At 37.4% G+C, this 26,602-nt stretch carries 23 protein-coding genes; 13 read left to right on the forward strand and 10 right to left on the reverse strand.

Annotated elements, in window-relative coordinates; translation table 11 throughout:
* The first annotated feature begins 190 nt into the window (after positions 1–190).
* A complete protein-coding gene (locus CA834_RS14780; RefSeq protein WP_262508264.1) occupies positions 191–319 on the forward strand; it encodes a hypothetical protein in 129 nt (42 codons plus the stop codon).
* 71 nt (positions 320–390) lie between these two features.
* On the opposite strand, the gene CA834_RS01125 is transcribed toward CA834_RS14780, so the two are convergent.
* The 7 genes from CA834_RS01125 to CA834_RS01155 all read right to left on the reverse strand — a co-directional run bounded on the left by CA834_RS01125 (position 391) and on the right by CA834_RS01155 (position 9,889).
* Entirely contained in the window at positions 391–1,173 is a 783-nt protein-coding gene (locus CA834_RS01125) for an enoyl-CoA hydratase/isomerase family protein (RefSeq protein ID WP_094966818.1), read from the reverse strand.
* Between the two features lie 58 nt (positions 1,174–1,231).
* Positions 1,232–2,641, reverse strand: coding sequence for a sensor histidine kinase (locus tag CA834_RS01130; RefSeq protein WP_094966819.1), 1,410 nt, complete (start codon positions 2,639–2,641; stop codon positions 1,232–1,234).
* Between the two features lie 107 nt (positions 2,642–2,748).
* Complete coding sequence (locus CA834_RS01135; RefSeq protein ID WP_094966820.1) at positions 2,749–3,297, reverse strand: CopD family protein; 549 nt, start codon at positions 3,295–3,297, stop codon at positions 2,749–2,751.
* Positions 3,297–6,383 (reverse strand): VPS10 domain-containing protein, encoded by a 3,087-nt coding sequence (locus CA834_RS01140; RefSeq protein WP_094966821.1) that lies wholly within the window; start codon positions 6,381–6,383, stop codon positions 3,297–3,299. Before CA834_RS01140 ends, CA834_RS01135 begins: the two co-directional genes overlap by 1 nt.
* Before the next feature lie 47 nt (positions 6,384–6,430).
* Complete coding sequence (locus tag CA834_RS01145; protein ID WP_094966822.1) at positions 6,431–7,786, reverse strand: MATE family efflux transporter; 1,356 nt, start codon at positions 7,784–7,786, stop codon at positions 6,431–6,433.
* A complete protein-coding gene (gene hemH, locus CA834_RS01150) occupies positions 7,786–8,832 on the reverse strand; it encodes a ferrochelatase (RefSeq protein ID WP_094966823.1) in 1,047 nt (348 codons plus the stop codon). The genes CA834_RS01145 and hemH overlap by 1 nt, the downstream gene beginning before the upstream one ends.
* Positions 8,833–8,986: 154 nt before the next feature.
* The gene (locus CA834_RS01155) at positions 8,987–9,889 is read right to left on the reverse strand and encodes a helix-turn-helix transcriptional regulator (protein WP_094966824.1); all 903 of its coding nucleotides are present in this window, start codon (positions 9,887–9,889) and stop codon (positions 8,987–8,989) included.
* Positions 9,890–10,089: 200 nt separating this feature from the next.
* On the opposite strand from CA834_RS01155, the gene hemA reads away from it, so the two are divergent.
* From hemA to CA834_RS01215, 12 genes are read left to right on the forward strand one after another with little or no spacing between them, the layout of a single operon-like run.
* Positions 10,090–11,340 carry a glutamyl-tRNA reductase gene (hemA, locus tag CA834_RS01160; protein ID WP_094966825.1) on the forward strand — a complete coding sequence of 417 codons (1,251 nt, stop codon included), beginning with the start codon at positions 10,090–10,092 and terminating at the stop codon, positions 11,338–11,340.
* Positions 11,333–12,922, forward strand: a complete 1,590-nt coding sequence (gene hemC / locus CA834_RS01165; protein ID WP_094966826.1) for a hydroxymethylbilane synthase — start codon at positions 11,333–11,335, stop codon at positions 12,920–12,922. The genes hemA and hemC overlap by 8 nt, the downstream gene beginning before the upstream one ends.
* Before the next feature lie 45 nt (positions 12,923–12,967).
* The gene (locus CA834_RS01170; protein WP_094966827.1) at positions 12,968–13,324 is read left to right on the forward strand and encodes a four helix bundle protein; all 357 of its coding nucleotides are present in this window, start codon (positions 12,968–12,970) and stop codon (positions 13,322–13,324) included.
* Positions 13,325–13,369: 45 nt separating this feature from the next.
* The gene (hemE, locus tag CA834_RS01175; protein ID WP_094967233.1) at positions 13,370–14,395 is read left to right on the forward strand and encodes a uroporphyrinogen decarboxylase; all 1,026 of its coding nucleotides are present in this window, start codon (positions 13,370–13,372) and stop codon (positions 14,393–14,395) included.
* Positions 14,388–15,143: an EI24 domain-containing protein gene (locus tag CA834_RS01180; RefSeq protein WP_094966828.1), complete on the forward strand. Its 756-nt coding sequence runs from the start codon at positions 14,388–14,390 to the stop codon at positions 15,141–15,143. The genes hemE and CA834_RS01180 overlap by 8 nt, the downstream gene beginning before the upstream one ends.
* Positions 15,144–15,153: 10 nt before the next feature.
* Positions 15,154–16,062, forward strand: coding sequence for an oxygen-dependent coproporphyrinogen oxidase (hemF, locus tag CA834_RS01185; RefSeq protein ID WP_094966829.1), 909 nt, complete (start codon positions 15,154–15,156; stop codon positions 16,060–16,062).
* A gap of 3 nt (positions 16,063–16,065) precedes the next feature.
* Positions 16,066–17,055: a porphobilinogen synthase gene (gene hemB, locus CA834_RS01190; RefSeq protein WP_094966830.1), complete on the forward strand. Its 990-nt coding sequence runs from the start codon at positions 16,066–16,068 to the stop codon at positions 17,053–17,055.
* Positions 17,056–17,084: 29 nt separating this feature from the next.
* The gene (locus CA834_RS01195) at positions 17,085–18,203 is read left to right on the forward strand and encodes a CNNM domain-containing protein (protein ID WP_094966831.1); all 1,119 of its coding nucleotides are present in this window, start codon (positions 17,085–17,087) and stop codon (positions 18,201–18,203) included.
* Complete coding sequence (locus CA834_RS01200) at positions 18,203–18,676, forward strand: methylated-DNA--[protein]-cysteine S-methyltransferase (protein ID WP_094966832.1); 474 nt, start codon at positions 18,203–18,205, stop codon at positions 18,674–18,676. The genes CA834_RS01195 and CA834_RS01200 overlap by 1 nt, the downstream gene beginning before the upstream one ends.
* A 37-nt stretch (positions 18,677–18,713) precedes the next feature.
* The gene (locus CA834_RS01205; protein ID WP_094966833.1) at positions 18,714–19,865 is read left to right on the forward strand and encodes a serine hydrolase domain-containing protein; all 1,152 of its coding nucleotides are present in this window, start codon (positions 18,714–18,716) and stop codon (positions 19,863–19,865) included.
* On the forward strand, positions 19,862–20,575 hold the full coding sequence (locus tag CA834_RS01210; protein WP_094966834.1) for a 3'-5' exonuclease: 714 nt from the start codon (positions 19,862–19,864) through the stop codon (positions 20,573–20,575). The genes CA834_RS01205 and CA834_RS01210 overlap by 4 nt, the downstream gene beginning before the upstream one ends.
* A gap of 10 nt (positions 20,576–20,585) precedes the next feature.
* Positions 20,586–22,277, forward strand: coding sequence for an ABC transporter ATP-binding protein (locus CA834_RS01215; protein ID WP_094966835.1), 1,692 nt, complete (start codon positions 20,586–20,588; stop codon positions 22,275–22,277).
* Between the two features lie 541 nt (positions 22,278–22,818).
* On the opposite strand, the gene CA834_RS01220 is transcribed toward CA834_RS01215, so the two are convergent.
* The 3 genes from CA834_RS01220 to CA834_RS01230 all read right to left on the reverse strand — a co-directional run bounded on the left by CA834_RS01220 (position 22,819) and on the right by CA834_RS01230 (position 26,602).
* On the reverse strand, positions 22,819–23,472 hold the full coding sequence (locus CA834_RS01220) for a CoA transferase subunit B (RefSeq protein ID WP_094966836.1): 654 nt from the start codon (positions 23,470–23,472) through the stop codon (positions 22,819–22,821).
* 5 nt (positions 23,473–23,477) lie between these two features.
* Positions 23,478–24,176 (reverse strand): CoA transferase subunit A, encoded by a 699-nt coding sequence (locus tag CA834_RS01225; RefSeq protein WP_094966837.1) that lies wholly within the window; start codon positions 24,174–24,176, stop codon positions 23,478–23,480.
* 89 nt (positions 24,177–24,265) lie between these two features.
* Complete coding sequence (locus tag CA834_RS01230; protein WP_094966838.1) at positions 24,266–26,602, reverse strand: penicillin-binding protein 1A; 2,337 nt, start codon at positions 26,600–26,602, stop codon at positions 24,266–24,268.

Consider the following 26,602-nt stretch of genomic DNA (forward strand, 5'->3'; position numbering starts at 1 on the left):
TAGCTACAATTTGTAGTATTAACTTTTTTAAGTTTAGCCAACTTATATTAAGCACAACTCCCTGAAAATATGGCAAATAGCCCAAAAAGGTTAATATGCAATAGAAATTCGATAATATACTTGTTTTAAGGGACTTAGAAAGGCTTCAACTTTGCAGTATAGTTTTAAACCAAATCTAAAAATGAAAAAAATGAAAAAGTCACATATAGTATTAGTCTTATTAAGTCCGTTTTTATTGGTGTCATTAGTATTGGCCTGTCCGTTTTATCTATTGCACAGAGCTATAGATGAAAACTCTAGAAATGTAGACTTCATTTAAAAAACCAACCTAAAGAATAACCGTTTTTAAAAAGCCTAGAAAGTTTCATAATGTTTTGGTCTAGATGGCAGTTATCTGCCAGGGAAGTTTGCTTTGCGTTTTTCTAAAAATGCGGTAGTACCTTCTGTAAAATCTTCTGTACCAAAACAGTTTCCAAAGGCTTCTATTTCTACATCATAGCCATTAATACCATCTTTATAGCTGGCGTTAATGGCTTTTATAGCTTCTGAAATAGCAACTGAAGAGTTACGCATAATTTTATCTGCAATTTTATGGCATAAAGCTAATAATTCTTCTTGCTCAACAACATGGTTAACCAAACCATAAGACAAGGCTTGTGCTGCATCAATCATACCCGCAGTCATAACCATTTCCATGGCTCGGCCTTTACCCACGAGTTGTGGTAATCGCTGTGTACCCCCATAACCAGGAATAACACCTAGTGAGGTTTCTGGCAATCCCATTTTAGCATTAGTGCTAGCTACCCTAAAATGACAGGCCATGGCTAGTTCTAGTCCACCCCCCAAAGCAAAGCCATTGACTGCAGCAATTACAGGTGTGCTTAAATTTTCAATAAAATCAAATAATAAGGCTTGGCCTTGCGCCGCTAATTTTGAGCCTTCCTCGACATTAAAATCAGCAAATTCACTAATGTCCGCACCTGCCACGAAGGCCTTTTCACCACTACCAATAACAATGATAACCTTAGTCTTCTCGTTTTGATTGGCTTCATCAAGAGCCTCATGAAGCTCTTGAATGGTTTCTCTATTGAGAGCATTGAGTTTACTCGGTCTGTTTATTGTAATGGTTGTAATACCGTTAGAATCTGCGGTAAGTATATTATTAAAAGCCATAGTCTTTAAGATTTAATGATTAAGCTGAGATTATTTTGATTTTCTTTGGTTTTAATAGCTACATTTTAGGAAAAGATACGGTGAATATGGTTCCTTTTCCGAGTTCTGAGGTAAAGGTAATACTTCCGTCGAAGGTTTCCACAATATTTTTAACCATAGCTAAACCCAGACCCATACCACTAGTCTTAGTAGTGAACTTTGGTTCAAATATTTTCGATTTTGTCTCCTCTGAAATACCACTTCCGTTATCCTCAACGGTTATTTTTATGAGGTCATCTTCTGTAAATACGTTAACATCGATTCTTGGGTTTGAATTATCATTAGTCATTGCCTGGATACTGTTTTTTACCAGATTAGTTACCACCCTTATCAGTTGGGTTCTATCAAATTTTGCAATGAGCTCTTCCGAATCTGCTGTAAAATGAATATAGTTTTCATTGAAAATATCTAAGGCTAATTTTACAATGTAGACTACATCTAAGAGTTCACTCTTTTGGGCTGGCATCTTAGCAAAGTTAGAGAATGCTGAAGCAATGGAAGTCATCGTATCTATTTGTTGAATTAGCGTATTGCTATATTCTGCTACCTTTTGGTTAATGTTAGGGTCGTTTGGGTTAAACTTGCGTTGAAAACTCTGTACACTAAGCCGCATAGGCGTCAATGGGTTTTTAATTTCGTGAGCGACTTGTTTTGCCATTTCCCGCCATGCCTGTTCTCTCTCACTAGTAGCTAACTTCACTGCACTAGCCTCTAGCTCATCAATCATACTGTTGTAAGATTTTACCAAAGTTTCAATTTCTTCACTTGAGGATTCTATCTGAATTTTAGAATTGCGCTTTTCCAATCGAATTTCATTCATTTTATCACTAATGGTTTTAAGCGATTTTGTAATGTATTTTGAAATGAAATAGGCGAAAATAATTGCCGCCAAAATCATAGCGACATAAGCATAACTTAATCTCAGTAAAAACTCATTTAACTCCCTATTCAGGAAGTCATCATTTTCTAAATAAGGTAAATTGAGAATCGCCAAATTTTTAAACTTCCCATCAGTAATATAGGAATAAGAAGACTGAAAGGTCTGTCCGTTTTTTTGGTTCTTTACAACGTAGCGGTGCTCTGCCGTGTTAGAGAGTTTATTTAAAATTTCAGCATTTAAGCATAATTCTGTAGAATCCCTTAAAATGGTACGTTTTGAGCTTTTGAGCAGTTGACCATCCAAATCATAAAGGTTGATTTGTAGATTGTGTATGGCGTCTATATCAAAAATATCCTCTTTGAAAATAAGGGGTATATTCTCTGTAGTTACTGGGTATGTAGTTTCTTTAATTGTAAAGTTAATGCTCTGCTTAATGGCCTTTTCCTTTCTATCCAGACGTTCTTTATGATAATCCTTAGCCTCCTCGTTATATTGATAAATAGTGACTGCCGCAATTAGGACAGATGCCAATAATACTAGAAGTATCATGGCAATGAATATTCTAGACCTTAGAGAAAGTTTTTTGATTATCATTGCTTGTCCGTGAAAACGGATGTCATTTAATTTAGTTCTAAATATAGCAATAATCGCGCCAACTAGGCATCTGGGTTTTTAGCCCGAATACTTTTGTAAACCTTAAACCCTAGCATGATAAGAATACCCAATATGATGATACCGCCCACACCAAAAATCCAGTTCAATGAGTTTTTCAAAATGACCAAAAACACAACAGCAAAAAGAATGAATGTGGCACCTTCATTCCAGAGGCGCATAAAATTTGAAGTCTTTTTTACAATGTCTTGCTGCAACTGTTTGAAATAAACGTGGGTCTGGTAATGATAGGCATATAGCAAGAATACAAATGCAAGTTTTACATGCATCCAACCTTGCTGAAGAAAACTTGGAACCAGTACTAAAAGCCAAAGAGCAAAAACTGTTGCTAAAATCGCAGAGGGCCATGTGATAATGTACCATAATCGTTTAGCCATGAGCTTCAGCTGCTTACCTAAAATCTCCTTATCTGGCGACGGTTTGTAAAAAGCTTCTATTTGATAAACAAATAATCTTGGAATGTAAAAAAGCCCTGCAAACCAGGTGACCACAAAAATCAAATGAAGCGATTTTATGTAATTATAGTATTCCATTAATCCTCAACAAAAAGGTAATTCAACCCCTTGGCATTGAACGCAGCATTAAAGGCTTTTATCTCATTACTCAATAAAGCATTAAACACATCCAATTCCTTGTTAATCTTACCCGTAAGCTCATTTTTAACCTCTATGGCCTGGTCTGTAGGTGGAAAATCACCACGACTCGTTAAGGCGTTTAATCCTCCTAATTTATCCGTAAGTTTAATTGGAAAATTCAATGGGTCTTGGTTACTTCTGTTTTTGGTTTGATACAATGCTTTCTCAATATTAGACAGTTGTTCTTCAAGTGTTTTTGCTTTTTCTAAAAGGTCTTTTACATCTTCATTATCCTTGTATTGTTTTTGAAAAGCCCCTAACTGCTCATTAATAGATCGGATGTTTTTAATGGATTTGTGTGCTTTGTCCACAGTAGAATTAACGTCCGTAATAAAATCGAACTGTTTTTCCATGTCTTCTACAGAACTTTCTGCCCTTGGGTCTGGAACAATAGTAAACGTTTGGTTTTGCTCGTCACCATTCACATTGAGTGATACCTTATACCTTCCAGGAACAGCTTTTGGTCCTTCCAAGCTTGCAGCCCATAAAATCATTCCTGGTAGCCGTTCAGCGCCATCGTAAGTCATATTCCAAATGAATTGGTTAGGTCCATTTTTTACTGTCAGTTTGTTTTTCTTATCAGACGTTGAAAACGTTTTTATGGTATCGCCCTTTTTATCAAAATAGGTTAATGCCACCTTGTCATCTTCATTGTAGTCCTTTAAGTTGAAATAGGTGATAACACCATTAGGGTGATTTGTACCAGAAGTTAAACTGCCTTTTCTGCTACCACCAGACATTCTATAAGAATCTTTTGGTTTAAATAAGTAATTCTTGTCTAAATCGGCATCAAATAACTGATTTATAACCGATAAATCGTCAATAATCCATAAGCTTCTTCCCTGAGTAGCAACAATAAGATTATTGTCTTTAATGGTTAAGTCTGTTATTGGAACTATAGGTAAGTTGAGTTGAAATGGTTTCCAATCCTTACCATCGTTAAAGGAAATGTACATTCCTGTTTCCGTTCCTGCATATAGAAGTCCTTTCTTTTTTGGATCTTCACGTACTACTCTGGTAAAATGCTCTTCATTAATGCCATTGGTAATCTGCTTCCAGGTTTTGCCATAGTCCGTAGTTTTATAAAGATATGGTGCAAAATCACCTGTTTTATATTTTGTACCTGCCACATAGCACGTACCTTCATCAAAGGCGCTTGGTTCAACACTATTAATCATCATCCATTTTGGCATTCCTTTGGGGGTTACATCTTCCCAAGTTTTACCTCCATCTTTAGTAACATGAATCAATCCGTCGTCACTACCTACCCATAGCAAACCTTCCTTGAGTGGTGATTCCTGAGCGGCAAAAATAGTACAGTAATATTCCACTGCGGTATTGTCTTGTGTGATTGGACCTCCAGAAGATTTCTGCTTTTCTGGGTCATTAGTTGTTAAATCTGGACTGATAACCTTCCAAGATTGCCCTTCATTTTCTGTTACATGTACATGTTGGGAAAACGTATACAGTTTGTTCGGGTTATGCTTGGAAAAAATTATCGGAAAATTCCATTGAAACCTATACTTCATAGCTTCTGCACCAGCACCCATTGGATTATCTGGCCAGACATTAATAGCTCTAGTAGTACCGCGCTCATGGTTAACACGTGTTAGGTATCCGCCATAACTTCCACCATAAACGATATCATTATTTTCTGGGTCCACAGCGATATGTGCGGACTCTCCCCCGGCAGTGGGCTCCCAATCATCCTCAGAAATGGAATAGCCATCTGTTCTATGTGCAATTCTTATAGTAGAATTATCCTGTTGTGCGGCATAAATACGATATGGAAATGCGTTGTCTGTTGTGACACGATAAAATTGTGAAGTTGGCTGGTTGTAATATGTACTCCAGGTCTCACCACCATCATAAGTAATCTGTGCTCCGCCATCATCACCAATAATCATTCGGTTTGGATCTTCAGGAGCAATCCATAAATCATGATGGTCACCATGAGGCGCACGATAGTTGCCAAAGGTCTTTCCACCATCTGTACTTTTGTGATAACTAACATTGAGCACGTAAACCGTATTGATGTCTTTCGTATCGGCATAAACTCGTGTGTAATACCATGCGCGTTGACGCAATTTACGTTCACTATTTGCCAAGGACCACGTTTCACCGCCATCGTCACTACGATAAAGACCACCATTATCTTTATTTTCAACCATAGCCCAAAGGCGTTCATTATTAATAGGGGATACCGTTACACCAATTATTCCTAAAATACCTTCTGGAAATCCCTCATGCCTTGAAATCTCAGTCCAGGTTTCACCGCTGTCTGTACTTTTCCAAAGTGCAGAACCCTCACCCCCGGAGCTTAAACTATATGGTGTCCGTTGTACACGCCAAGTTGAAGCATATAAAATTCTTGGATTTGTTGGGTCCATAGTCAAATCCACTACACCTGAATGTTCATTTGAAAATAAGGTTTTACGCCAAGTTTTACCCCCATCGGTACTTTTGTAGACTCCACGTTCTTCTGTCGGTTTATAGATATTACCCATAACACCAGCATAAACAATATTGTGATTAGTAGGGTGAATGGCTATACGCGGAATATGTCTTGATGTTGACAAACCTGAAGCCGTCCATGTCTTTCCTGCATCCACACTTTTCCAAACCCCATAACCTGAGGAGACATTACCGCGAACTGTTTTCTCACCGCCGCCGACATAAATAACGTTAGGATCACTTTTAGAAACACTAATGGCGCCAATACTACCACCGAAAAAACCATCGGAAATATTCTCCCATATTCGACCACCGTTGGTTGTCTTCCAGATGCCACCCCCAGTTGCACCAAAATAAAATAAATTAGGCTGATCAGGGACACCCGTTACCGCGGCACTACGACCACCTCGAAACGGACCAATAAGACGGTACTCCAAACCACCATAATCGGATTCAGTAAAGTTTTGGGATTCAATATTTAAGGTAAAAAAAGATAGAGAAAGGGCTATCAAAATGGCTGGAAATCGCATAGGTATATAGGATAATTTAATTAAAAGCTAAAATTACAATATAAAAATTACTTTGTTTTTGAACTCAATAAATTTAACGTCACTTCACGGTGAAGGAAATAAGCAGTCACAATAGTTGCTAAAATATCAGCAACCGGAAAAGCTATCCAAACCCCTAATTCGCCATAAAAAATCGGTAAAATAAAAATTAGTGGAATAAAGAAAATACCTTGGCGAAGAAGGGTTAAAATTAAGGCCGGCAAGGCCTTTCCAATGGCCTGAAAATAAGCGGCTCCAATAAGCTGAACAGCAATTATGGGCGTGGCCAAAAACACATAACGCATAGCGGGTGGCGTTTCTCGAAGTACAGCTTCATCTTGTGTAAAAAGGCGTGTTATTCCTTCAGGAAAGACCATTAAAAAAATGAATACTAGTGCAGCCAAAGCCGCAGCGTATTTAATAGCGGTTGTGATGCTTTCCCTAACCCGTTTATAGTTTCCTGCACCATAGTTAAAGCCTGCAATAGGAAGGAAGCCTTGTGTAATTCCATAAATAGGAAAAAAGGCAAACATTATCATGCGGCCTACAATAGCATAGGCTGTGACTGAAGTTTCGCCACCTAAATCAAATAAAATATTATTCATTAAAAGGTAGGTGACACTAACCACCGCCTGGCGTGATAAGGTAACAAATCCCAGGGACCCGATTTCCTTAACGATGGGTAGTTGCAATCCAAAATTGCAATTGGCAATTTTTAATTCTGAATTTTTTGAAAGAAAAAACCAAAGGATAAAGGCCAAACACAACATGTAAGATGCCGTTGTTGCCCACGCTGCACCATACATACCAAAATCAAACACATTAATTAGTATATAATCCAAAAGTAAGTTCCCAACGGATGGAATCAACATGGCGTACATAGCGAATTTTGGCTTGCCTTCAGCCCTAATAACGGTATTCCCCATCATACAAAGGGCTAGGAAGGGGATACCATAAAGAACAATAACGTAATAGATTTTGGCTGGTTCAAAAATAGCACCTCTACCACCAAAAGCTGGAATTATGCTATCCACAAAAATAAGCCCAGGGATAACCAAGGACACCGTAAGCAATAAGGTTAAGGTAATTTGATTTCCAAAAGTGGTTAGGGCCTTTTTCTTATTATTGCCCCCAAGTGCCCTCGAAATAATGGAAGATCCTCCTATACCTATGGCCATACCTAAGGCCGCAATAAAAAAAGACACCGGTAAAACAACGTTAATGGCCGCTATAGCTACCGAACCAATCCAATTACCAACAAAAATGGTATCAATAAGAATATTGAGAGACATCACAAGAATTCCAATAGAGGCAGGAACAGCTTGCTTTATAAGCAATTTTCCTATAGGCTGATTACCTAAATCCTGTGATGATACCTTAGCCATTAAACAGGCGCCATTTCAGCAGTTGCCCACTCATTAATCCATTTGGCCAATAAAGCGACCCACTCATCACTGTCATTTAAACAAGGAATGGTTGTAAAATCCTTTCCTCCCACTTCATGAAATATTTCTTCACCTTCCATAGCTATTTCCTCCAAAGTTTCTAAACAGTCGCTTACAAATGCGGGAGTTACAATGGCCATTTTCTTCATCCCTTCCTTGCCAAAACGCTCAATTGTGCGATCCGTATAAGGCCTTAACCAGGGATCAAATCCTAAGCGGGATTGAAAACTAGTAGAATACGTTCCCTCTTCCATATTTAATTTTTCACCAACAAGCCTAGTGACCTCAACACATTGATGTTTATAACAAAATTCGTGTGCAGGTGATGGTGTTTTACAACATTGGCAATCGCCGGAAGGTTTAGGATTGCAATGTGATTTTGTAATATCACTCTTTCTGATGTGTCGCTCGGGCACGCCATGATATGAGAACAATAGATGCTCATAGTCTTTCCCTTCAAGGTGTTTGGCAATACTGTTGGCCAAAACTTTTATGTAGTCTGGATTATTGTAGAAGGGTTTTAAATCCGTAATATTTAGTTTGGGGAAATAAGCTTGTCTTATCTCCTCGGCCAAAACCAAAATGGTCTCTGTAGTTGCCATAGCATATTGGGGGTATAATGGAATTAGAAGTACGTCTTCTACACCTTTATCGACTAATTCCTGAAGCCCTTCTCTTATGGTCATGCTTCCGTAACGCATAGCCAAGGCTACAGGGAAATCGACTTGTCGTTGAACTTTTGCTTGCAGCCGTTCTGACAACACAATTAAAGGTGATCCCTCTTCCCACCATATTTTTTGATAGGCTTTAGCAGATGCTTTTGGCCTAGTGTTAAGAATGATTCCTTTGACTAAAAGATTTCGTGCCCAAAGGGGAACATCTATAACACGTTCATCCATTAAGAATTCGCCTAAATAGGTCTTAACATCCTTTGGATTTGGGCTATCAGGTGAACCCAAATTAACCAATAATATTCCTTTCTTCATCTTATGCCCGCAAACGCGGGTATCCTTTTTAGTTCCACCTGAATTACCCGTGGTGGAATGATTAACAATCTCTTTTTACAAAAATACGAACCAATACCTAAGCTCATTTTAATTATACCATTGAATTTTACAATAAGGGCATAACGATTGATTTTTAGGAATTCGATTCTAAAATGTACTTCTTTGGTGTAGTTCCAAACTTCTTTTTAAAGGCTGCGATAAAATGACTGGCTGTACTATAGCCAACCTTAAGGCCTACCTCATTAACATTAAATTTACCGGACTCTAGATATTGTCTTGCAACCTCCATTTTATAATCAAGCAAAAAACTATAAACCGAATCGCCATATATCTGCTTGAATCCCTCTTTTAACTTTTTAAGGCTTAAACCAACGTCGGCAGCTAAATCTTTTAAACTTGGGGGCTCTACCATATTGGCAATAATGATATCCTTAGCTTGTTTTAATTTGGCCACATTAACCTCATCAACCAAAAATGGGCATTGCTCAATATCTGCATCCTCACTACGATTAAAAAACAAGCTCAACAGTTCATAAGCCTTTGCTTTAAAATAAAGGGGCTTTATAGAGGTGTTTAAATTAAAACTAATTAACTGATTTAAAACAACAGCCATGGAGGGCGAAATTTTCCCATCTTTATAGTATTTCTTGTCCTTATTCTCATCCGTTAAAAAAGTAATATAATTAGCGTCCTTAGAAAAAAGACTATGGAATTTTTTTATTGGAATGAGCAATGACACCAGTGTCGCTTTAGGTTGCGCCTCTAAATGTATGGGTAAATCTCGTTGAGGATTATACAATAACAAGGAGGTCTCTTCATTGATATTTAAAGAGTAATTTCCATTATTAAAGACAAAGGTTGAATAGCTTCTTGTACAAAAATGAAATTGGATAAAATTACTATCAATCTCGTGACCAACAACTTCAATATTTGTTGTTTCATTTTGATAAGTCAATACGGTAAAGCCATCTTCAATATCAACTTCGTCAAAAGTACCTCTAGCGATACTTTTTGTTGTTGAATTTTCCATTTTCATTTTACTGTTATTTAGATTCGTTCTAAACTAAAAGGTCTTAATCCACTGATTTCACTACAAAAATATGACAAATATCATGTTATTTTTAAAAAATAAGTTAAAAACCCAGAATCGATATTTAAAGTTCTTTTAGCGTTATTTTTTTGTTATTAACAAAATTACATTTGCATTGTTAATTTCCTAGTCAGGTAAACGAGCGAATGCAACACAAGAGTACATTCTTTTATGCCATAGGCCTCAGCTACAAAAAGGCTGACGCAGAGGTGCGCGGACATTTTAGTTTGAGCGATACGGCCAAGGAAGACGTATTAAAACAAGCTAAATCTAACGGTATAGAAAGTCTTGTAGTAATATCTACCTGTAACCGTACTGAACTGTATGGTTTTGCTGAACATCCCTATCAGTTAATCCATCTTCTCTGTGAAAACACAAAAGGTACTGTTGAAGAATTTCAAGAGGTAGCATACGTTTACAAAGCAAAAGAGGCTATTTCGCATATGTTTAGGGTAGGTTCTGGACTGGACAGTCAAATTCTTGGAGATTTTGAAATTATAAGCCAGTTAAAATCAGCAGCAAGACAGTCTAAAAAAGCCAATTTACTTAACTCTTTTTCAGAACGCTTAATAAATGCTGTCATTCAGGCTAGTAAGCGCATTAAGAACGAAACCGAATTATCGTCTGGTGCAACTTCAGTATCGTTCGCCGCTGTGCAATATATAATGAACACTGTTGAAGGTATTTCAGATAAAAATATCCTTCTTTTCGGTACAGGAAAAATTGGCAGGAATACCTGTGAAAATTTAGTAAAGCATACGAAAAACTCCCATATTACTTTAATAAATCGAACCAAAACTAAAGCTGAAGAGGTTGCCGGTAAGTTTAATCTTATCGTAAAGGATTTTGAAAGTTTAGAGGAGGAAGTTAATGCGGCAGATATTGTGATTGTTGCTACGGGAGCGCAAAACCCAACAGTACAAAAAGCGTTGATTTCAACTAACAAGCCCTTATTGTTTTTAGACTTATCGATTCCTAAAAATGTGAACGAAGATGTAAATGACCTCCGTAATGTGACTCTTGTCCACATGGATGATTTAGCTAAAATCACGGATAATACGTTGGAAAAACGCAAAACCTTTATTCCCACTGCAAAAAAAATCATTGATGAGGTCATGGGAGAATTCAATGGATGGCTAGACACCTTAAAATTCGTTCCAACAATTCAAGCTATTAAACATAAGCTTTCAGTTCTTACAACCACTGAAATAAATACGCAACGCAAAAAAATAAGCGACTTTAACGAGGACCAAGCAGAACTTATTAGCAATAACCTTATTCAAAAAATAACGAATCACTTCGCCCACCACCTGAAAGAGGATCAACACACCTCTGATGAGAGTATTGAGCTCATAAAAAAAATATTCCAGCTAGAAGAAACTACTGAAAATGTCTAAAGTGATTCGTATTGGCACACGAGATAGCGAACTTGCTATGTGGCAAGCTAAAACTGTCCAAGCACAACTTGAGCATCTCGGTCACAAAACCGATATAGTCCCTATAAAATCAACAGGAGATATTGTCCTGGATAAGCCTCTCTATGAATTAGGAATCACAGGTATTTTTACCAAAACCTTAGATATTGCTATGCTCAATGATGATATTGACATTGCGGTTCACTCATTGAAGGATGTCCCTACAAAACTACCAAAAGGGATTGTACAGGCAGCTGTAATAAAACGCGGTAATGTAAATGATACCTTGGTATTTAAGAACAATGAAGAGTTCCTCTCAGCAAAAGATGCCATCATTGCAACCGGAAGTTTAAGACGACGTGCACAATGGCTTCATCGTTATCCTACCCACACGATTGTTGGGCTTAGGGGAAACGTGAATTCGAGACTACAGAAACTAGAGGACAATGAAGATTGGAATGCTGCTATTTTTGCTGGGGCAGGGCTTGGACGACTCAATCTCACTCCTGAAAACGCTATAAATTTACACTGGATGATTCCAGCTCCAGCACAAGGAGCCATTATGATTACCGCATTGGAAAGTGATGAGGAAATACAAACTATTTGTGCAGAAATCAATCATGAAGAAACAGAAATATGTACAAGTATTGAACGTGAATTTTTGAACCGGTTAGAGGGTGGCTGCACAGCGCCTATCGGAGCTTTGGCCTATATAAAGAATGAGGAAGTTAATTTTAAGGGTATTTTACTGAGTAAAGACGGCACCAAAAAAATTGAAGTTACCAAAGTTGTTGAGCTTGGTAAACATCAGAACATAGCTGAATTCTGTGCGGATTATATTATAAGTAAAGGTGGAAACTCATTAATGGACAGTATTAAGCGCGATACGAAAACCGTAAACATCTATTCCACCAAAAAATTAACTGATGACCAACTTCAGTTGTTTCACAATGATGTGGTTGCCAATAGTAATGATGCCATAAAAATAAGTTTAAACAGACTCCCTCGAAGTGTTATTAAAAATGAAATTGAGAACGTAGTCATCACAAGTAAAAATACAGTGGAAGCCTTATTGCATAACTTTTCTTCAATAGAATTGCAATTTAAAAACATCTATTGTGTAGGCAGGCGCACCAAACGTATGGTACAGAAGCGCATTGGTGAAGTAAAACACACTGAACCTAATGCAAAGAAACTTGCTGAATATCTTGTAGAATATCTCGAAGGTACAGAAGTCACTTATTTCTGTAGTGATCTGCGACTAGACCATTTACCAAAAATTCTCTCAGAACATAGTATTAAAGTTAACGAAATTGAAGCCTATCAAACCAAGTTTGATGCAGAAAAGGTAGAATCAGCGCTCGAAGGTGTTATGTTCTTTAGTCCTTCAACGGTTGAGAGTTTCATGAAACAAAACAAAGCCAGTGGAATAGCCTTCTGCATTGGAGAGACTACCGCACTTGCTGCAAAAAATTACTTTAAGAATACGCGTATCGCAAAAGTGCCGACCGTAGAAAGCGTTATTGAGCTTGTTAATGATTATTTTATGGCTATTGGCCCTTAGCCTTTCGTTTATAGCAAATAGCTCTACTAATAAAATCGTTATGAATTGAGAAACTTTAGAACACTTGACATTTGGAAAAACGGAATTAAAATTGTTAATGCCATTTATTTACTTTCTGAAAAGCTACCTTCTGAAGAAAAATTTGGAATAAGAAGTCAAATAACGAGGGCTGCAATCGCAGTTCCTTCGAATATAGCTGAAGGTTGCAGTAGAAATAGTGAAATTGAGTTTAAACGGTTTCTTGAGATTGCTATGGGTTCACTTTTTGAAGTTGAAACACAACTTGTAATATGCCAAGAATTAGGTTTCATTTCAATTCAAGAACTTAAAACCATCTTCGAACTTCTTCATAAAGAGGCTAGAATGATTAATAGCTTAATTAACAGAATAAAGAACAACTAAAAAATAATGGCCAATAGCCCAAAGCTAAAAGCCAAAAGCGTTTATATGATTAAAAACGATTTATATCTGCGGGCACTAAAGGGTGAAACTGTTGAACGACCACCAGTGTGGATGATGCGTCAAGCAGGCCGCTACTTGCCAGAATTCATGGAAATAAAGGCCAAATACGATTTCTTTACTAGATGTCGCACCCCTGAACTAGCCAGCGAAATTACAGTTCAGCCCATAAGGCGCTATGGTATGGATGCCGCTATTTTATTTTCAGATATCTTGGTTATACCACAAGCTATGAATATTGAGGTTGAGATGAAACCTAATTTTGGCCCCTACTTACCTAAGCCTGTGCGTACGCAACAAGATGTGGACAATGTAATTATTCCAGATGTTACCATCGAACTCGATTATGTGATGCAAGCCATTAAAGCAACAAAGGAACTTCTCAACGATGACATTCCTTTAATAGGTTTTGCAGGTTCCCCGTGGACTATTCTATGCTATTGTGTTCAAGGGCAAGGCAGCAAAAACTTTGATAAAGCCAAACAGTTTTGTTTTACCAATCCAGTAGGGGCTCACCAATTGTTACAAAAAATAACAGATACGACGATTGCCTACCTAAAGGAAAAAGTAAAAGCAGGCTGCAACGCTGTACAAATTTTCGATTCTTGGGGAGGTATGTTATCGCCAGTAGATTATCAAGAATTTTCATGGCAATATATTAACCAAATCATTGAAGCTTTAAAAGATGATGCGCCGGTCGTGGCTTTTGGCAAAGGCTGTTGGTTCGCCTTAGGTGAGATGGCAAAATCTAATGCCTCTGCATTGGGGATTGATTGGACTTGCTCAGCCAGAAATGCGCGCTACCTTACAGGAGGTAATATTACGCTTCAAGGTAATTTTGATCCATCTCGGTTATTTTCCCCACCTGCTGAAATAAAAAAAATGGTACACCAAATGATAACTGAATTTGGAAAAGACAAATACATTGTAAATTTAGGGCATGGTATTTTACCTAACATTCCGTTGGATAATGCCAAAGCTTTTATAGATGCAGTGAAGGACTATCATGTTTAAAACTATTTTATCCGGATTACAAGCCTACTCAGGCGGTTTTGCATTAATTTCAAAATTGAAATTGTGGAGCTACTTCGCTATTCCTATTTTAATAAGTATTGTAGTCGCTCTCCTTATTATTTCTGCAGCCTATGGCTGGTCAGACAATCTTGGTGAATGGATTGCTAACGTTTGGGTTTGGGAATGGGGAAAATCAGCTTTTACTACCATAGGCACCATAGTAGGCGGATTAGTAATCATTGTTATTGGTCTTATACTATTTAAACATATCATCATGGCCTTATCTGCGCCATTTATGAGTCCGGTGTCAGAAAAAATTGAAGCCTATATCACCAACTCTGAAAGTGTCACCAGTAGAAAAACTACATTTATGTCCCAACTCTGGCGAGGCATAAAGATAAATGGCAGAAATTTAATTATGGAATTAGTGTTGACCGTTCCGATTTTACTCCTCAAGTTTATTCCCATCGTTAATATTTTTTCAACAGTATTATTGTTTTTGGTTCAAGCGTATTACGCAGGATTTGGAAATTTAGATTACACTTTAGAGCGGCATTTTTCCTATAAAGAGAGTATTGCATTCGTTAAAAAACATCGCGGTCTTTCCATTGGAAATGGTATTGGTTTTTTATTATTACTATTGATTCCAGTTGTCGGTGTTGTTTTAGTTCTACCCTTATCCGTAACAGCAGCATCAGTCTCAACAGTTAAAGTTTTAAAATCTGAACATAACGCACTAAAGCCATAAGACTTTTCAAATGACTCTAAAAGACAGGTTTTATAATTATATACAGGATTTACAGGACACTATAACCTCAGAACTCGAAGTCATTGATGGTAAGGCCAAATTCAGGCAAGACCTGTGGAAACGCCCGGAGGGTGGTGGTGGTCGCACACGCGTTATTGAAAATGGTAATGTCTTTGAAAAAGGCGGTGTCAATATTTCAGGTGTTCACGGTAAACTTCCAGAATCAATGCAGCAATATTTTGGAGTTGAGGATGCCGATTTTTTTGCCTGTGGCTTAAGTTTAGTATTACACCCAAAAAATCCTATGGTTCCTACGGTACATGCCAACTGGCGTTATTTTGAAATGTATGACAAAACGGGAAACATCGTAAATCAGTGGTTTGGAGGCGGCCAAGATTTAACGCCTTATTATTTATTTGAAGAAGATGCCAAGCATTTTCATGAGGTTTGCAAATCTGCTTGCGATAAGCACAATTCTAATTTTTACTTAAATTATAAAGGGCGTTGCGATGATTATTTCTACAATGCCCATAGAAATGAAGGGAGAGGGATAGGTGGATTGTTTTTTGATTACTGTAAAGCTTCAAAAGATATGAATATGCAAAACTGGTACGATTTTGTAACAGAAGTTGGCGATAGTTTCTTAGAAGCTTATGTGCCCATAGTTAAAAAACGCAAAGATTTACCCTATACCAAAGCTCAACGCGATTGGCAAGAAATTAGACGTGGCCGTTATGTAGAGTTTAATTTAGTGCATGATAAAGGCACCTTATTCGGACTAAAAACTAATGGACGAATAGAAAGTATTCTAATGAGTTTACCACCACATGTGCAATGGGTCTATGATCACCAGCCCGAAGCTGGAAGCGAGGAAGAAAAACTAATCAAGGTATTAAAGAAACCTAAAAATTGGATATAAATTATGTTCCCAATTAGAAGAAACAGACGCCTAAGAAACAATGAGGCTATAAGAAGTTTAGTTCGAGAAACTATAATAACACCAAATGATTTTTTAGTCCCTCTTTTTATAGTTGAAGGACGAGGTGTTAAAGAAGAAATTGGGTCTATGCCCAATTATTATCGCTTTAGTCTGGATCTATTGAAAGATGAAGTTAAAACGCTTTGGAATTTGGGATTAAAATCTGTTTTACTGTTTGTAAAAGTAGATGACAAATTGAAAGACAATAAAGGCACTGAAGCTCTAAATCCAAATGGCTTGATGCAACGCGCTATTAAAACCGTAAAAGACGTTTGCCCAGAAATGTTGGTGATGACCGATGTGGCTTTAGATCCATTTTCATCTTACGGACACGATGGGATTGTTGAAGGTGGAAAAATAATAAACGATGCTACGGTTGAAGTTTTAGCCGAAATGAGTATTTCTCATGCTGAAGCCGGAGCTAATTTTGTGGCGCCGAGCGATATGATGGATGGTCGGATTCTTGCTATTCGTGAAGCTTTAGACCAATCTAATTATATAGAAACGGGGATAATGAGCTATTCGGCAAAATATGCCTCTGCCTTTTATGGGCCCTTTAGAGATGCTTTAGATTCCGCTCCTGTAGACATGGTAGATATCCCTAAAGATAAAAAAACCTATCAGATGGATTTTGCTAACAGAGACGAAGCTATTCGAGAAACCGAAATGGATATTAATGAAGGTGCAGATATTGTGATGGTCAAACCTGGCTTATGTTATTTAGATATTGTCAGGGACCTTAGAAATAATTTTGAAATTCCTATTGCAGTATATCAGGTCTCTGGTGAATATGCCATGCTGAAAGCTGCTGCCGAAAAAGGATGGTTAAACCATGATAGCGTGATGTTAGAGCAGGTTACCTCAATTAAAAGAGCTGGTGCAGATATTATTGCAAGCTATTTTGCTAAAGATGTAGTGAAGTTAATTTCGTAACTTCGCAAAACTTAAATTCAAATGCATTAATGGGCTTACTCATTTTTTACGCCATTATTTCTATTTTCTTTTCTTTTTTGTGTTCCATTTTAGAGGCTGTATTGCTCAGCATTACACCCACCTTTATCAATGTAAAAAAGAAAGAAGGCAAAGTGTATGCACAAGAACTTGAGGATTTAAAGAAAGATGTTGATCGTCCGTTAATTGCTATTCTTACCTTAAATACTATAGCACACACCGTCGGAGCGATCTTGGTTGGTGTTCAAGCGAAAGTGGCCTATGCCGAATCTTATGGTAGTCAGACCCAACGTATTATGGGCATTCAGTTTACTGAAGATGTCATGGTTGGAGTTGTTTCTACCGTAATGACTATTCTCATATTGGTAGCTTCAGAAATCATCCCTAAGACTATTGGTGCGACGTATTGGAAACAATTGGCCAATTTTACGGCGAAAGCCTTACATGTACTTATTTTTCCCTTAAAATGGACAGGTATTTTGTGGCTTTTGCAATTAACCACAAAACTTATAGGTGGCAAGGGCCACGGGAGTGTATTGAGTCGTGAAGGATTTGCAGCTATGGCTGATATAGCACGTGAGGAAGGTGTGTTTGAAGAAAATGAGAGCAAGGTTATTAAAAACCTATTAACCTTTAAGGATGTGCAGGCCAAAGACATTATGACCCCTAGAACCGTTATGAAAACTGATAACGAGGAGACAGCTATTTCAACTTTTTTTAATGAGAATCAAAATATCAGATTTTCCCGTATCCCTGTTTATACGGATGAGTCCGATAATATCACCGGACTTGTTTTAAAAGATGAGGTATTTAAGGAGATGGCTCTAGGCAATGGCACAAAAAAATTATCAGAAATTAAACGAAATATTATTATTGTAAATCGTAGTACACCCATACCTAAACTTTTTGAGCAGCTGGTGGAAAGTCGAAACCATATGGCTCTGGTCGTAGACGAATACGGGTCGGTAAGCGGTTTGGTTACAATGGAAGATGTTATCGAGACCCTTCTAGGTCTTGAAATTATGGATGAAAGCGACAATGTTTCCGACTTACAATTATTAGCAAGACGCAGCTGGGAAGCCAGAGCTAAGCGTTTGGGGCTCATTGAAAATACCAGTTCTGAACCTTAATGCCAACTTGTTACATTGAAACACCATTAGGATGCGCTAAAATTGTCGGTGACGAAAAGGGTATTTCATCCCTAACTATAGTGGGTACACAAAAAAACAGGTCAGAAATTATTGCTAGTGAACTTGAAGATTGTGTTGAGCAGGTCGAGGCCTATTTCAGCAATCAATTGACTCAGTTCAACTTAACCTTAAACCCCCATGGCGCCGCATTTCAAAAAATGGTGTGGCGGGAGTTACAGACCGTCCCTTATGGTACAACCATGTCCTATAGAGAGCTATCCAAAAAAATTGGTAATGTAAAAGCTATACGAGCAATTGCCAATGCCAACGCAAAAAACCCAATTTGGATTATTGTTCCATGTCACCGTATCATTGGTAGTAACGGTAGTTTAACAGGTTATGCTAGTGGACTTCATAGAAAGCAATGGCTACTCAACCATGAAAGCAAATACAAACAAGAATCACTTTTTTAAACTGACTTTCACTATATTTATTTCTTAAATCATCATTATGAAATTCCTTATAAAAACGCTTAAATTTATCGTTGTTTTACTGGCTCTTGCAGTAGTTGTATTATACCTCACGGATACAGATTATCTCCTTAAAGCCGTGCGAACGATATATTTAAAAGGCCATACTACAGCTTATTTAGAAGACTACAAAGAATTTGATAATCAAATGATTGAAGCTAGCGATGAGCCTCTTCCTTGGCCAAATCACAAAAATTACAATAGTGTTGAAGAAACTGAAACCCTGAAAGAGCTTAATAACAAATCAGGAACAATTGCATATGTCATCATTAAAAATGATAGCATTTGGTTTGAGAATTATTACGATGGTTTTAGTGAAGATTCTAAGTCCAATAGTTTTTCAATGGCCAAAAGTTATGTGTCTGGACTAATGCAAAAGGCCATTCAAGATGGCTATATTCAAAGTTTAAACCAACCTGTTTGTGATTTTTTACCTGCCTTTTGCGATGGAAAAGCCGCAAAAATGACAGTTGGCGATTTATCAAGCATGAGTTCTGGCACCAATTGGGATGAAGCCTATTATTCACCTCTGTCCATCACAACTCGTGCCTACTTTGACGATGATTTGGCCAAAGTAATTAATGGTTTAAAAATGGATACTGATTCAGGAAAAAGTTTTAAATATGCCAGTGGTGATACACAAATGCTAGCTATGGTTATTGAAAAAGCCAGTGGAAAAAAGCTCTATAAGTATTTCGAAGAAAGCTTTTGGAAGCCTCTTGGGTCAGAACACCCAACTTTGTGGCAAGTTGATAGTAAGAACCACGATTTGGTAAAAGCCTATTGCTGTATTGCCAGCAATGCTAAAGATTTTGCACGCTACGGAAAATTATTTAAAGATCATGGGAAATGGAATGGGAAACAAATTTTAGATTCTTCTTTTGTTGCTAAATCGATAAAACCACGTTTTAACGATGGTCAAATGTATGGCTACGGCTGGTGGATTGCTAGCGTTAAGAACAAGGAGGTATTTTATATGCGGGGACATCTGGGGCAATTAGTTATCGTAATACCTGAAGATAATCTAATAGTTGTAAGACTTGGACATACTATTACCAAAGCAAAGAATAATAACCATTCGCCTGATTTTTATACCTTTATAGAGGAAGCTTATGAAATGATGAATAAATGATTAGCAAACTCAACTTAGAAAATATTCTATTTTTAGACATAGAAACGGTTCCGGAAACAGAACATTTCTCTGATTTAGATTCAACGAAACAAGACCTTTGGGATGCTAAATCGAGATACCAACGGAAAGATGATTTCACCGCAGAAGAGTTTTATGATCGCGCCGGAATTTGGGCTGAATTTGGCAAAATTATATGTATTTCTGTTGGCTATTTTCATTTTGAAGGCGATATAAGGCAATTTAGGGTAACCTCTTTTTATGGTGATGAAGTTAAGATTTTAAAGGATTTTAAAAATCTTATAATCTCACATTTCAGTCAAAACAAACACCTCCTTTGTGCGCACAATGGAAAGGAATTTGACTTTCCATATATAGCCAGGCGTATGATTATTCATAATATTCAATTACCGTATAAACTAAATCTTTTTGGTAAGAAGCCGTGGGAAGTCCCTCACTTAGACACCTTAGAACTGTGGAAATTTGGAGACTACAAAACCTACACCTCTCTTAAACTTTTGACCAACGTGCTAGGAATTCCATCGCCTAAAGAAGATATAGATGGTAGTGAAGTCTATGCGGTTTATTATAAAGAGAATAACCTAGACCGGATCATTTCCTATTGTGAGCGAGACACTGTTGCCGTGGCTCAGATTCTGCTTCGCCTGAGGGGTGATGAGTTGTTGGATAGCAGCGAAATAAAACGTATTTAATATCAAAGAAGTGTCAGATAAACGACTAGTTGTTGTTGATAAACTTAATATTTCATTCTATAAAGATGAAATAGAAACCCAAATCATTAAGTCTATATCGTTCCATGTAAATTCTAATGAAATTGTTGCTATCGTAGGCGAATCAGGTTCTGGCAAATCCATAACTTCTTTAGCTATTATGGGGCTATTACCAAAAGGGATTTCTAAAATTACCTCGGGTCATATAAATTTCAACAACCAAGACCTTGTGGGTTTATCCGAAAAGCAATATCAAAAGATACGTGGACAAGATATTGCAATGATTTTTCAAGAACCGATGAGTTCTTTAAATCCATCTATGCGTTGTGGTAAGCAGGTGGAGGAAATTTTAAAGGAGCATACTAATCTGAATAAGGCTGAAATTACTTCTGAAGTCATGAGACTATTTGGTCAAGTAAAACTTCCTGCTCCTGAACGAATTTATAAAGCCTACCCACACGAAATATCTGGAGGACAAAAGCAACGTGTTATGATTGCTATGGCCATAGCTTGTAAACCTAAATTACTTATAGCTGATGAACCAACTACGGCATTGGATGTTACCGTGCAAAAAGAAATTTTAGAACTACTAAAGCGAATACAGCAAGAAACCAAAATGAGTATCCTTTTTATTTCGCACGACTTATCACTTCTTTCAGAATTGGCTAATCGTGTAATTGTTATGTACAAAGGAGAAATAGTAGAGCAAAATACGGTTGAAAATATTTTCAAGAATTCACAGCATAACTACACTAAGGCCTTAATTGGCGCACGGCCGTCGTCTAATTATAGACTAAGAACCTTACCGACTATATCTGATTTTATGTCAGATTCAATTAATGAGGATATTATAACAGCAGAAGAAAGAAAACAAAAGCATAGAGAACTATATAAGCAACAACCTCTGCTAGAGGTTCTTGATGTTGAGAAAGAATACATCTCTAAAAGTAGTTGGTTTAGAAAAAAGGAAACTGTTAAAGCCGTGGGTGGTGTGAGCTTTAACATATACCCGGGTGAAACGGTTGGATTGGTTGGCGAATCTGGTTGTGGTAAATCAACACTTGGTAATGCTATTCTTCAATTAGATAAAGCAACCTCAGGAATTATTAAATACAAGGGTACAGATATTACGCAACTCAATAAAAAAGCAATACGGAAATTAAGAAGAGAAATACAGATTATATTTCAAGATCCTTTCGCCTCTTTAAATCCTAGGCTTAAAGTTGGGGATGCCATTATCGAGCCCATGCAAGTTCATCATATTGGCAAGGGTTATAAAGACAGGAAAGAACGAGTAATGGATATATTGCATAAAGTTGGTTTAGATAAGGAGGCTTTTCAGAGGTTTCCTCATGAATTTTCTGGTGGACAAAGACAGCGTATTGGTATAGCTAGAACTATCGCTTTACAACCAAAATTAATTATATGTGATGAATCCGTTTCGGCCTTGGATATATCTGTTCAAGCTCAAGTTTTAAATCTATTAAACGATTTAAAGGCTCAGTTTGGATTTACATATATTTTTATTTCGCACGACCTAGCTGTAGTAAAGTACATGGCTGACCAACTTTTGGTGATGAATGAGGGGAAAATAGAAGAAATTGGAGAGGCTGATAGCATTTATGATAATCCTCAAAAATCTTATACTAAAAAGTTAATAGCGGCTATTCCAAAAGGGTTTTAAATTGATTAACCTTATAAAAGGAGACCAAAGCAGTTTTTTAAGTCTCACCAACGATAATCGCGCAGATTAATAATTGAAACAGACATATTTACCATTTTTACTAGTGGTGACTCTTAGATCAATCTTAAAACAGGTTGTTTAATTAAATAAATAAGATTAATAAAAAAAGATATTTATGCTAGAAAAAATTATAGCATAAATATCTTTTTGGTCAATTTTAGGACGCTTGAGACTAACTGTAGGGTGTCCTTAAAATTTAAAATTGAACTACTTTCGTTAGTAGTAGGTTCTGGTAGATTTGGTTTTGTTCTCATAAGTAATTATTTATGACAGATTTGGGGCAAATCATAAATTAAGTTTATGATAGATTTGGTTATTTAAATTTGGGATTGCTAATATGACATATTTTTTATAAAAGTCAGTTTAAAAACATTATTAATCGATAAAATACATATTTTTTTAACATTTATAGTTTATAATTTAGAATTATCCTACAAAAAAGCCACTTAGAGGAGTGGCTTAAAGTTAAAAATATCTTTTATTACAGTTTCATTTCAGGAATTTCACCTCTAACCATCAAATGACCTTCAGTTGCTTCCTTAATGGCTTCTACGGAAACTCCCGGCGCCCGTTCCAAAAGTTCAAATCCTCCTTCGGTCACTTCTATTACCGCCATATTTGTGACTATTTTTTTAACACAACCAACACCCGTTAACGGAAGGGTACACCTCTTTAGTAATTTAGAAGCCCCGGCTCTATTAGTATGCATCATTGCTACTATGATATTCTCTGCACTAGCAACCAGGTCCATAGCTCCACCCATGCCTTTAACCATTTTCCCTGGAATTTTCCAATTTGCGATATCCCCGTTTTCCGCAACTTCCATGGCCCCAAGAATTGTTAAGTCCACATGCTGTCCTCTAATCATTGAAAAACTCATTGCTGAATCAAAGAAACTTGCACCTGGCAAGGTTGTTATTGTTTGCTTTCCGGCATTAATTATATCAGGGTCTTCCTCTCCTTCGTATGGGAAGGGTCCCATACCCAGAACACCATTTTCACTTTGGAACTCCACTTCAATATCATCTCTTACAAAATTGGCTACCAGTGTTGGTATACCAATACCCAAGTTAACATAATAACCATCCTTAACTTCTTTGGCAATGCGTTTTGCTATTCCGTTTTTGTCTAACATAATTATTAGCGTTGTCTAACTGTTCGTTGTTCTATACGTTTTTCGAAATGTGCCCCTTTAAATATGCGCTGAACAAAAATACCAGGAATGTGTATTTCATTAGGGTCTAACTCTCCGACAGGCACAAGCTCTTCAACTTCGGCTACCGTTACCTTCGCAGCGCCACACATGTTAGGATTAAAATTTCGTGCCGTACCCTTAAACACCAAATTACCAGCAGCATCTCCTTTCCAAGCTTTTATAAAACCAAAATCTGCATCAAAGGCCCGTTCCATAATATGCATCTTCCCATTGAACTCCCTTGTTTCTTTACCGTCTTGGACTTCCGTGCCATATCCAGCAGGTGTGTAGAAAGCAGGGATTCCTGCTTGGGCAGCTCTACAGCGTTCCGCTAATGTACCTTGTGGAATTAGTTCTACTTCCAATTCACCAGATAACATCTGACGCTCAAACTCGTCATTTTCGCCCACATAAGATGAAATCATTTTTTTTACCTGATTCTGTTGCAATAACAGTCCAAGACCAAAGTCATCGACACCAGCATTATTAGATATACAGGTTAAGCCTTTAATGTTTAATCTTACCAATTCAGCTATGGCGTTTTCTGGAATACCTGAGAGCCCAAAACCACCAAACATAAAGGTCATTCCATCCTTCACCCCTTTTAGGGCCTCAGAAACATTTGGTACTGTTTTATTAATCATAAATCAATATTTATATCTGAAAAATACGAAAGAAAGACTAATTTTTATATCACAACAGGCAGAGAATAAAGCTAAGATTTCAACAATTATTAGAAATCCACATTTACCTCATCCTCCTTTTTATAATCAGCACCTAAATCGCCTTCATCCACCACATCGCAATCTACATTGATACTTAATTCTTCTGGTTTTTCAAACTCTTCCAATGACACATTAAGGGTATCATCGGCATAACACGACTTCATATAAAGCGCCCAAATTGGCAAGGCCATTGAGGCGCCTTGACCATAGGTGATTGACCCAAAATGTGCAGCCCTGTCTTCAGCTCCAACCCAAACACCCGTAACTAAATTGGGCACCATACCCATAAACCACCCATCACTCTGATTTTGGGTTGTTCCGGTTTTTCCGGCTATTGGATTAGTAAACTCATAAGGGTAGCCGGTAATTATTTCTTTATAAACAGGAACTTTTGAGGCCCAACTGTGCCTTAAGCGCTGACCTGAACCCGCTTGGGTAACGCCTTCCATAAGGTTCACCGTAACATAGGCAACTTCCTCACTTAGTACATCCTTACTTTCTGGAACGACTTGGTAAAGCACTGTTCCATTCTTATCTTCAATTCGAGTAACCAAGACTGGCTTATTGTAAACCCCTTTATTAGCAAAAGTAGAATAGGCGGCTACCATTTCATAAACACTAATATCTGGAGTGCCCAATGCAATAGCAGGTACTGGAAGAATATCTTGCTCAACACCTAATTTTTTCGCCATTTCTACTACAGGCTGTGGTCCAATTTCGTTCATTAATCGGGCCGTAACGGTGTTCGTTGAACTTGCAAGGGCATCCTTTAAGGTTTGAACACCAGAATAATTTCCATCTGAATTTTTTGTCGTCCAAGGTTCTGGGTTACCAAATTTATTGGCTTCAATGGTTATAGCAGTCCTTGGAAACGAGTCACATGGTGAAACTTGTAATTGATCAATAGCCGTGGCATAAACAAAAGGCTTAAACGTAGATCCTACCTGGCGCTTACCTTGTTTTACCATATCGTATTTAAAATGCTTATAATCCATGCCGCCTACCCATACCTTTACATGGCCTGTTTGTGGATCCATTGACATCATACCTGGTCTGAGGAATGACTTATAATACCGCATAGAATCAATAGGCTTCATAATCGTATCAACTTCCCCAACCTTACCGTCAATCCACTTAAAGACTGTCATTTCAATAGGTTTGTAAAATGACGCTTCAATTTCCTTGTCTGATTTTCCCTGATTTTTTAGAATTCGCCATCGCTCACCTCTCCGCATTCCGTTCTTTAATAATTTGTCTATTTCAGCGTTTTTTAATTCTAGAAATGGTGCTGTTGGATTGCGTTGTGGCGTATTTTGATGGTCAAACTCTGCTTGTAATCTAGGCATGTGTTGTGCAACTGCATCTTCCGCATATTGTTGCATTCTGTAGTCTATGGTTGTGTAAATCTTGAGGCCGTCACTGTATAGATCATATTTACTGCCATCTGGTTTTCTGTTGTTTTCATCATTGATCCAGTCTTTCATAAAAGCTCTCAAGTATTCCCTAAAGTATGTCGCTAGACCCTCACGATGAGATTCTGGCGTGTATCGTAAATCTAACTCTGTATCTATTAATGAGTCCCTAACCTCTTCATTGATAAATTCATATTTAGCCATTTGAGCCAAAACCACATCACGTCTATTTTTGGTACCAACCGGATTGCGTCTCGGATTATACAGTGAGCTATTTTTTAACATACCTACAAGCATTGCAGATTCTTTTAAATCTAATTCACTAGGTTCTTTGCCAAAGTAAATACGTGCTGCTGAACGTATACCGTCTCCGTTATTTCCAAAATCATAAATATTAAAATATTGGGAAATGATTTCTTCTTTGGTATATTGACGTTCTAAACGGATAGCTATAATCCATTCCCTTACTTTCTGCAGGGCACGCTCTAATTTATTTTTAGAAACTTGGTCTGTAAATAGTTGTTTTGCTAATTGTTGTGATATTGTACTAGCACCGCCACCACGACCCGTTAAGGCGCGCAAGGTTCCTCTAGCATCTATTCCTGAATGAGAGTAATAACGAACATCTTCTGTAGCTATGAGGGCGTCAATTAGATTTTGTGGCAAGTCCTCATATGCCACCGGTGTTCTATTATCATTGAAATAAAATTTACCGAGTGTTTTGCTATCAGAAGAAATAATTTCAGTAGCTAAATTGGTTTCTGGGTTTTCTAATCTGGTGTGGTCTGGCATTTCACCCAGAAATCCCCATGATGCAAAGAGAAATAATATCACGATAGCTAAAACCCCTCCTGCGAAAATCATCCAAAACCAACGTATATATTTTGAAAAATCGTCCGTTGATGTTTTAGTTGGTGTCTTTTTTTTTGCCAT

Origin of the sequence: Winogradskyella aurantia (assembly GCF_002266855.1) — a bacterium.
Classification (GTDB): domain Bacteria; phylum Bacteroidota; class Bacteroidia; order Flavobacteriales; family Flavobacteriaceae; genus Winogradskyella; species Winogradskyella aurantia.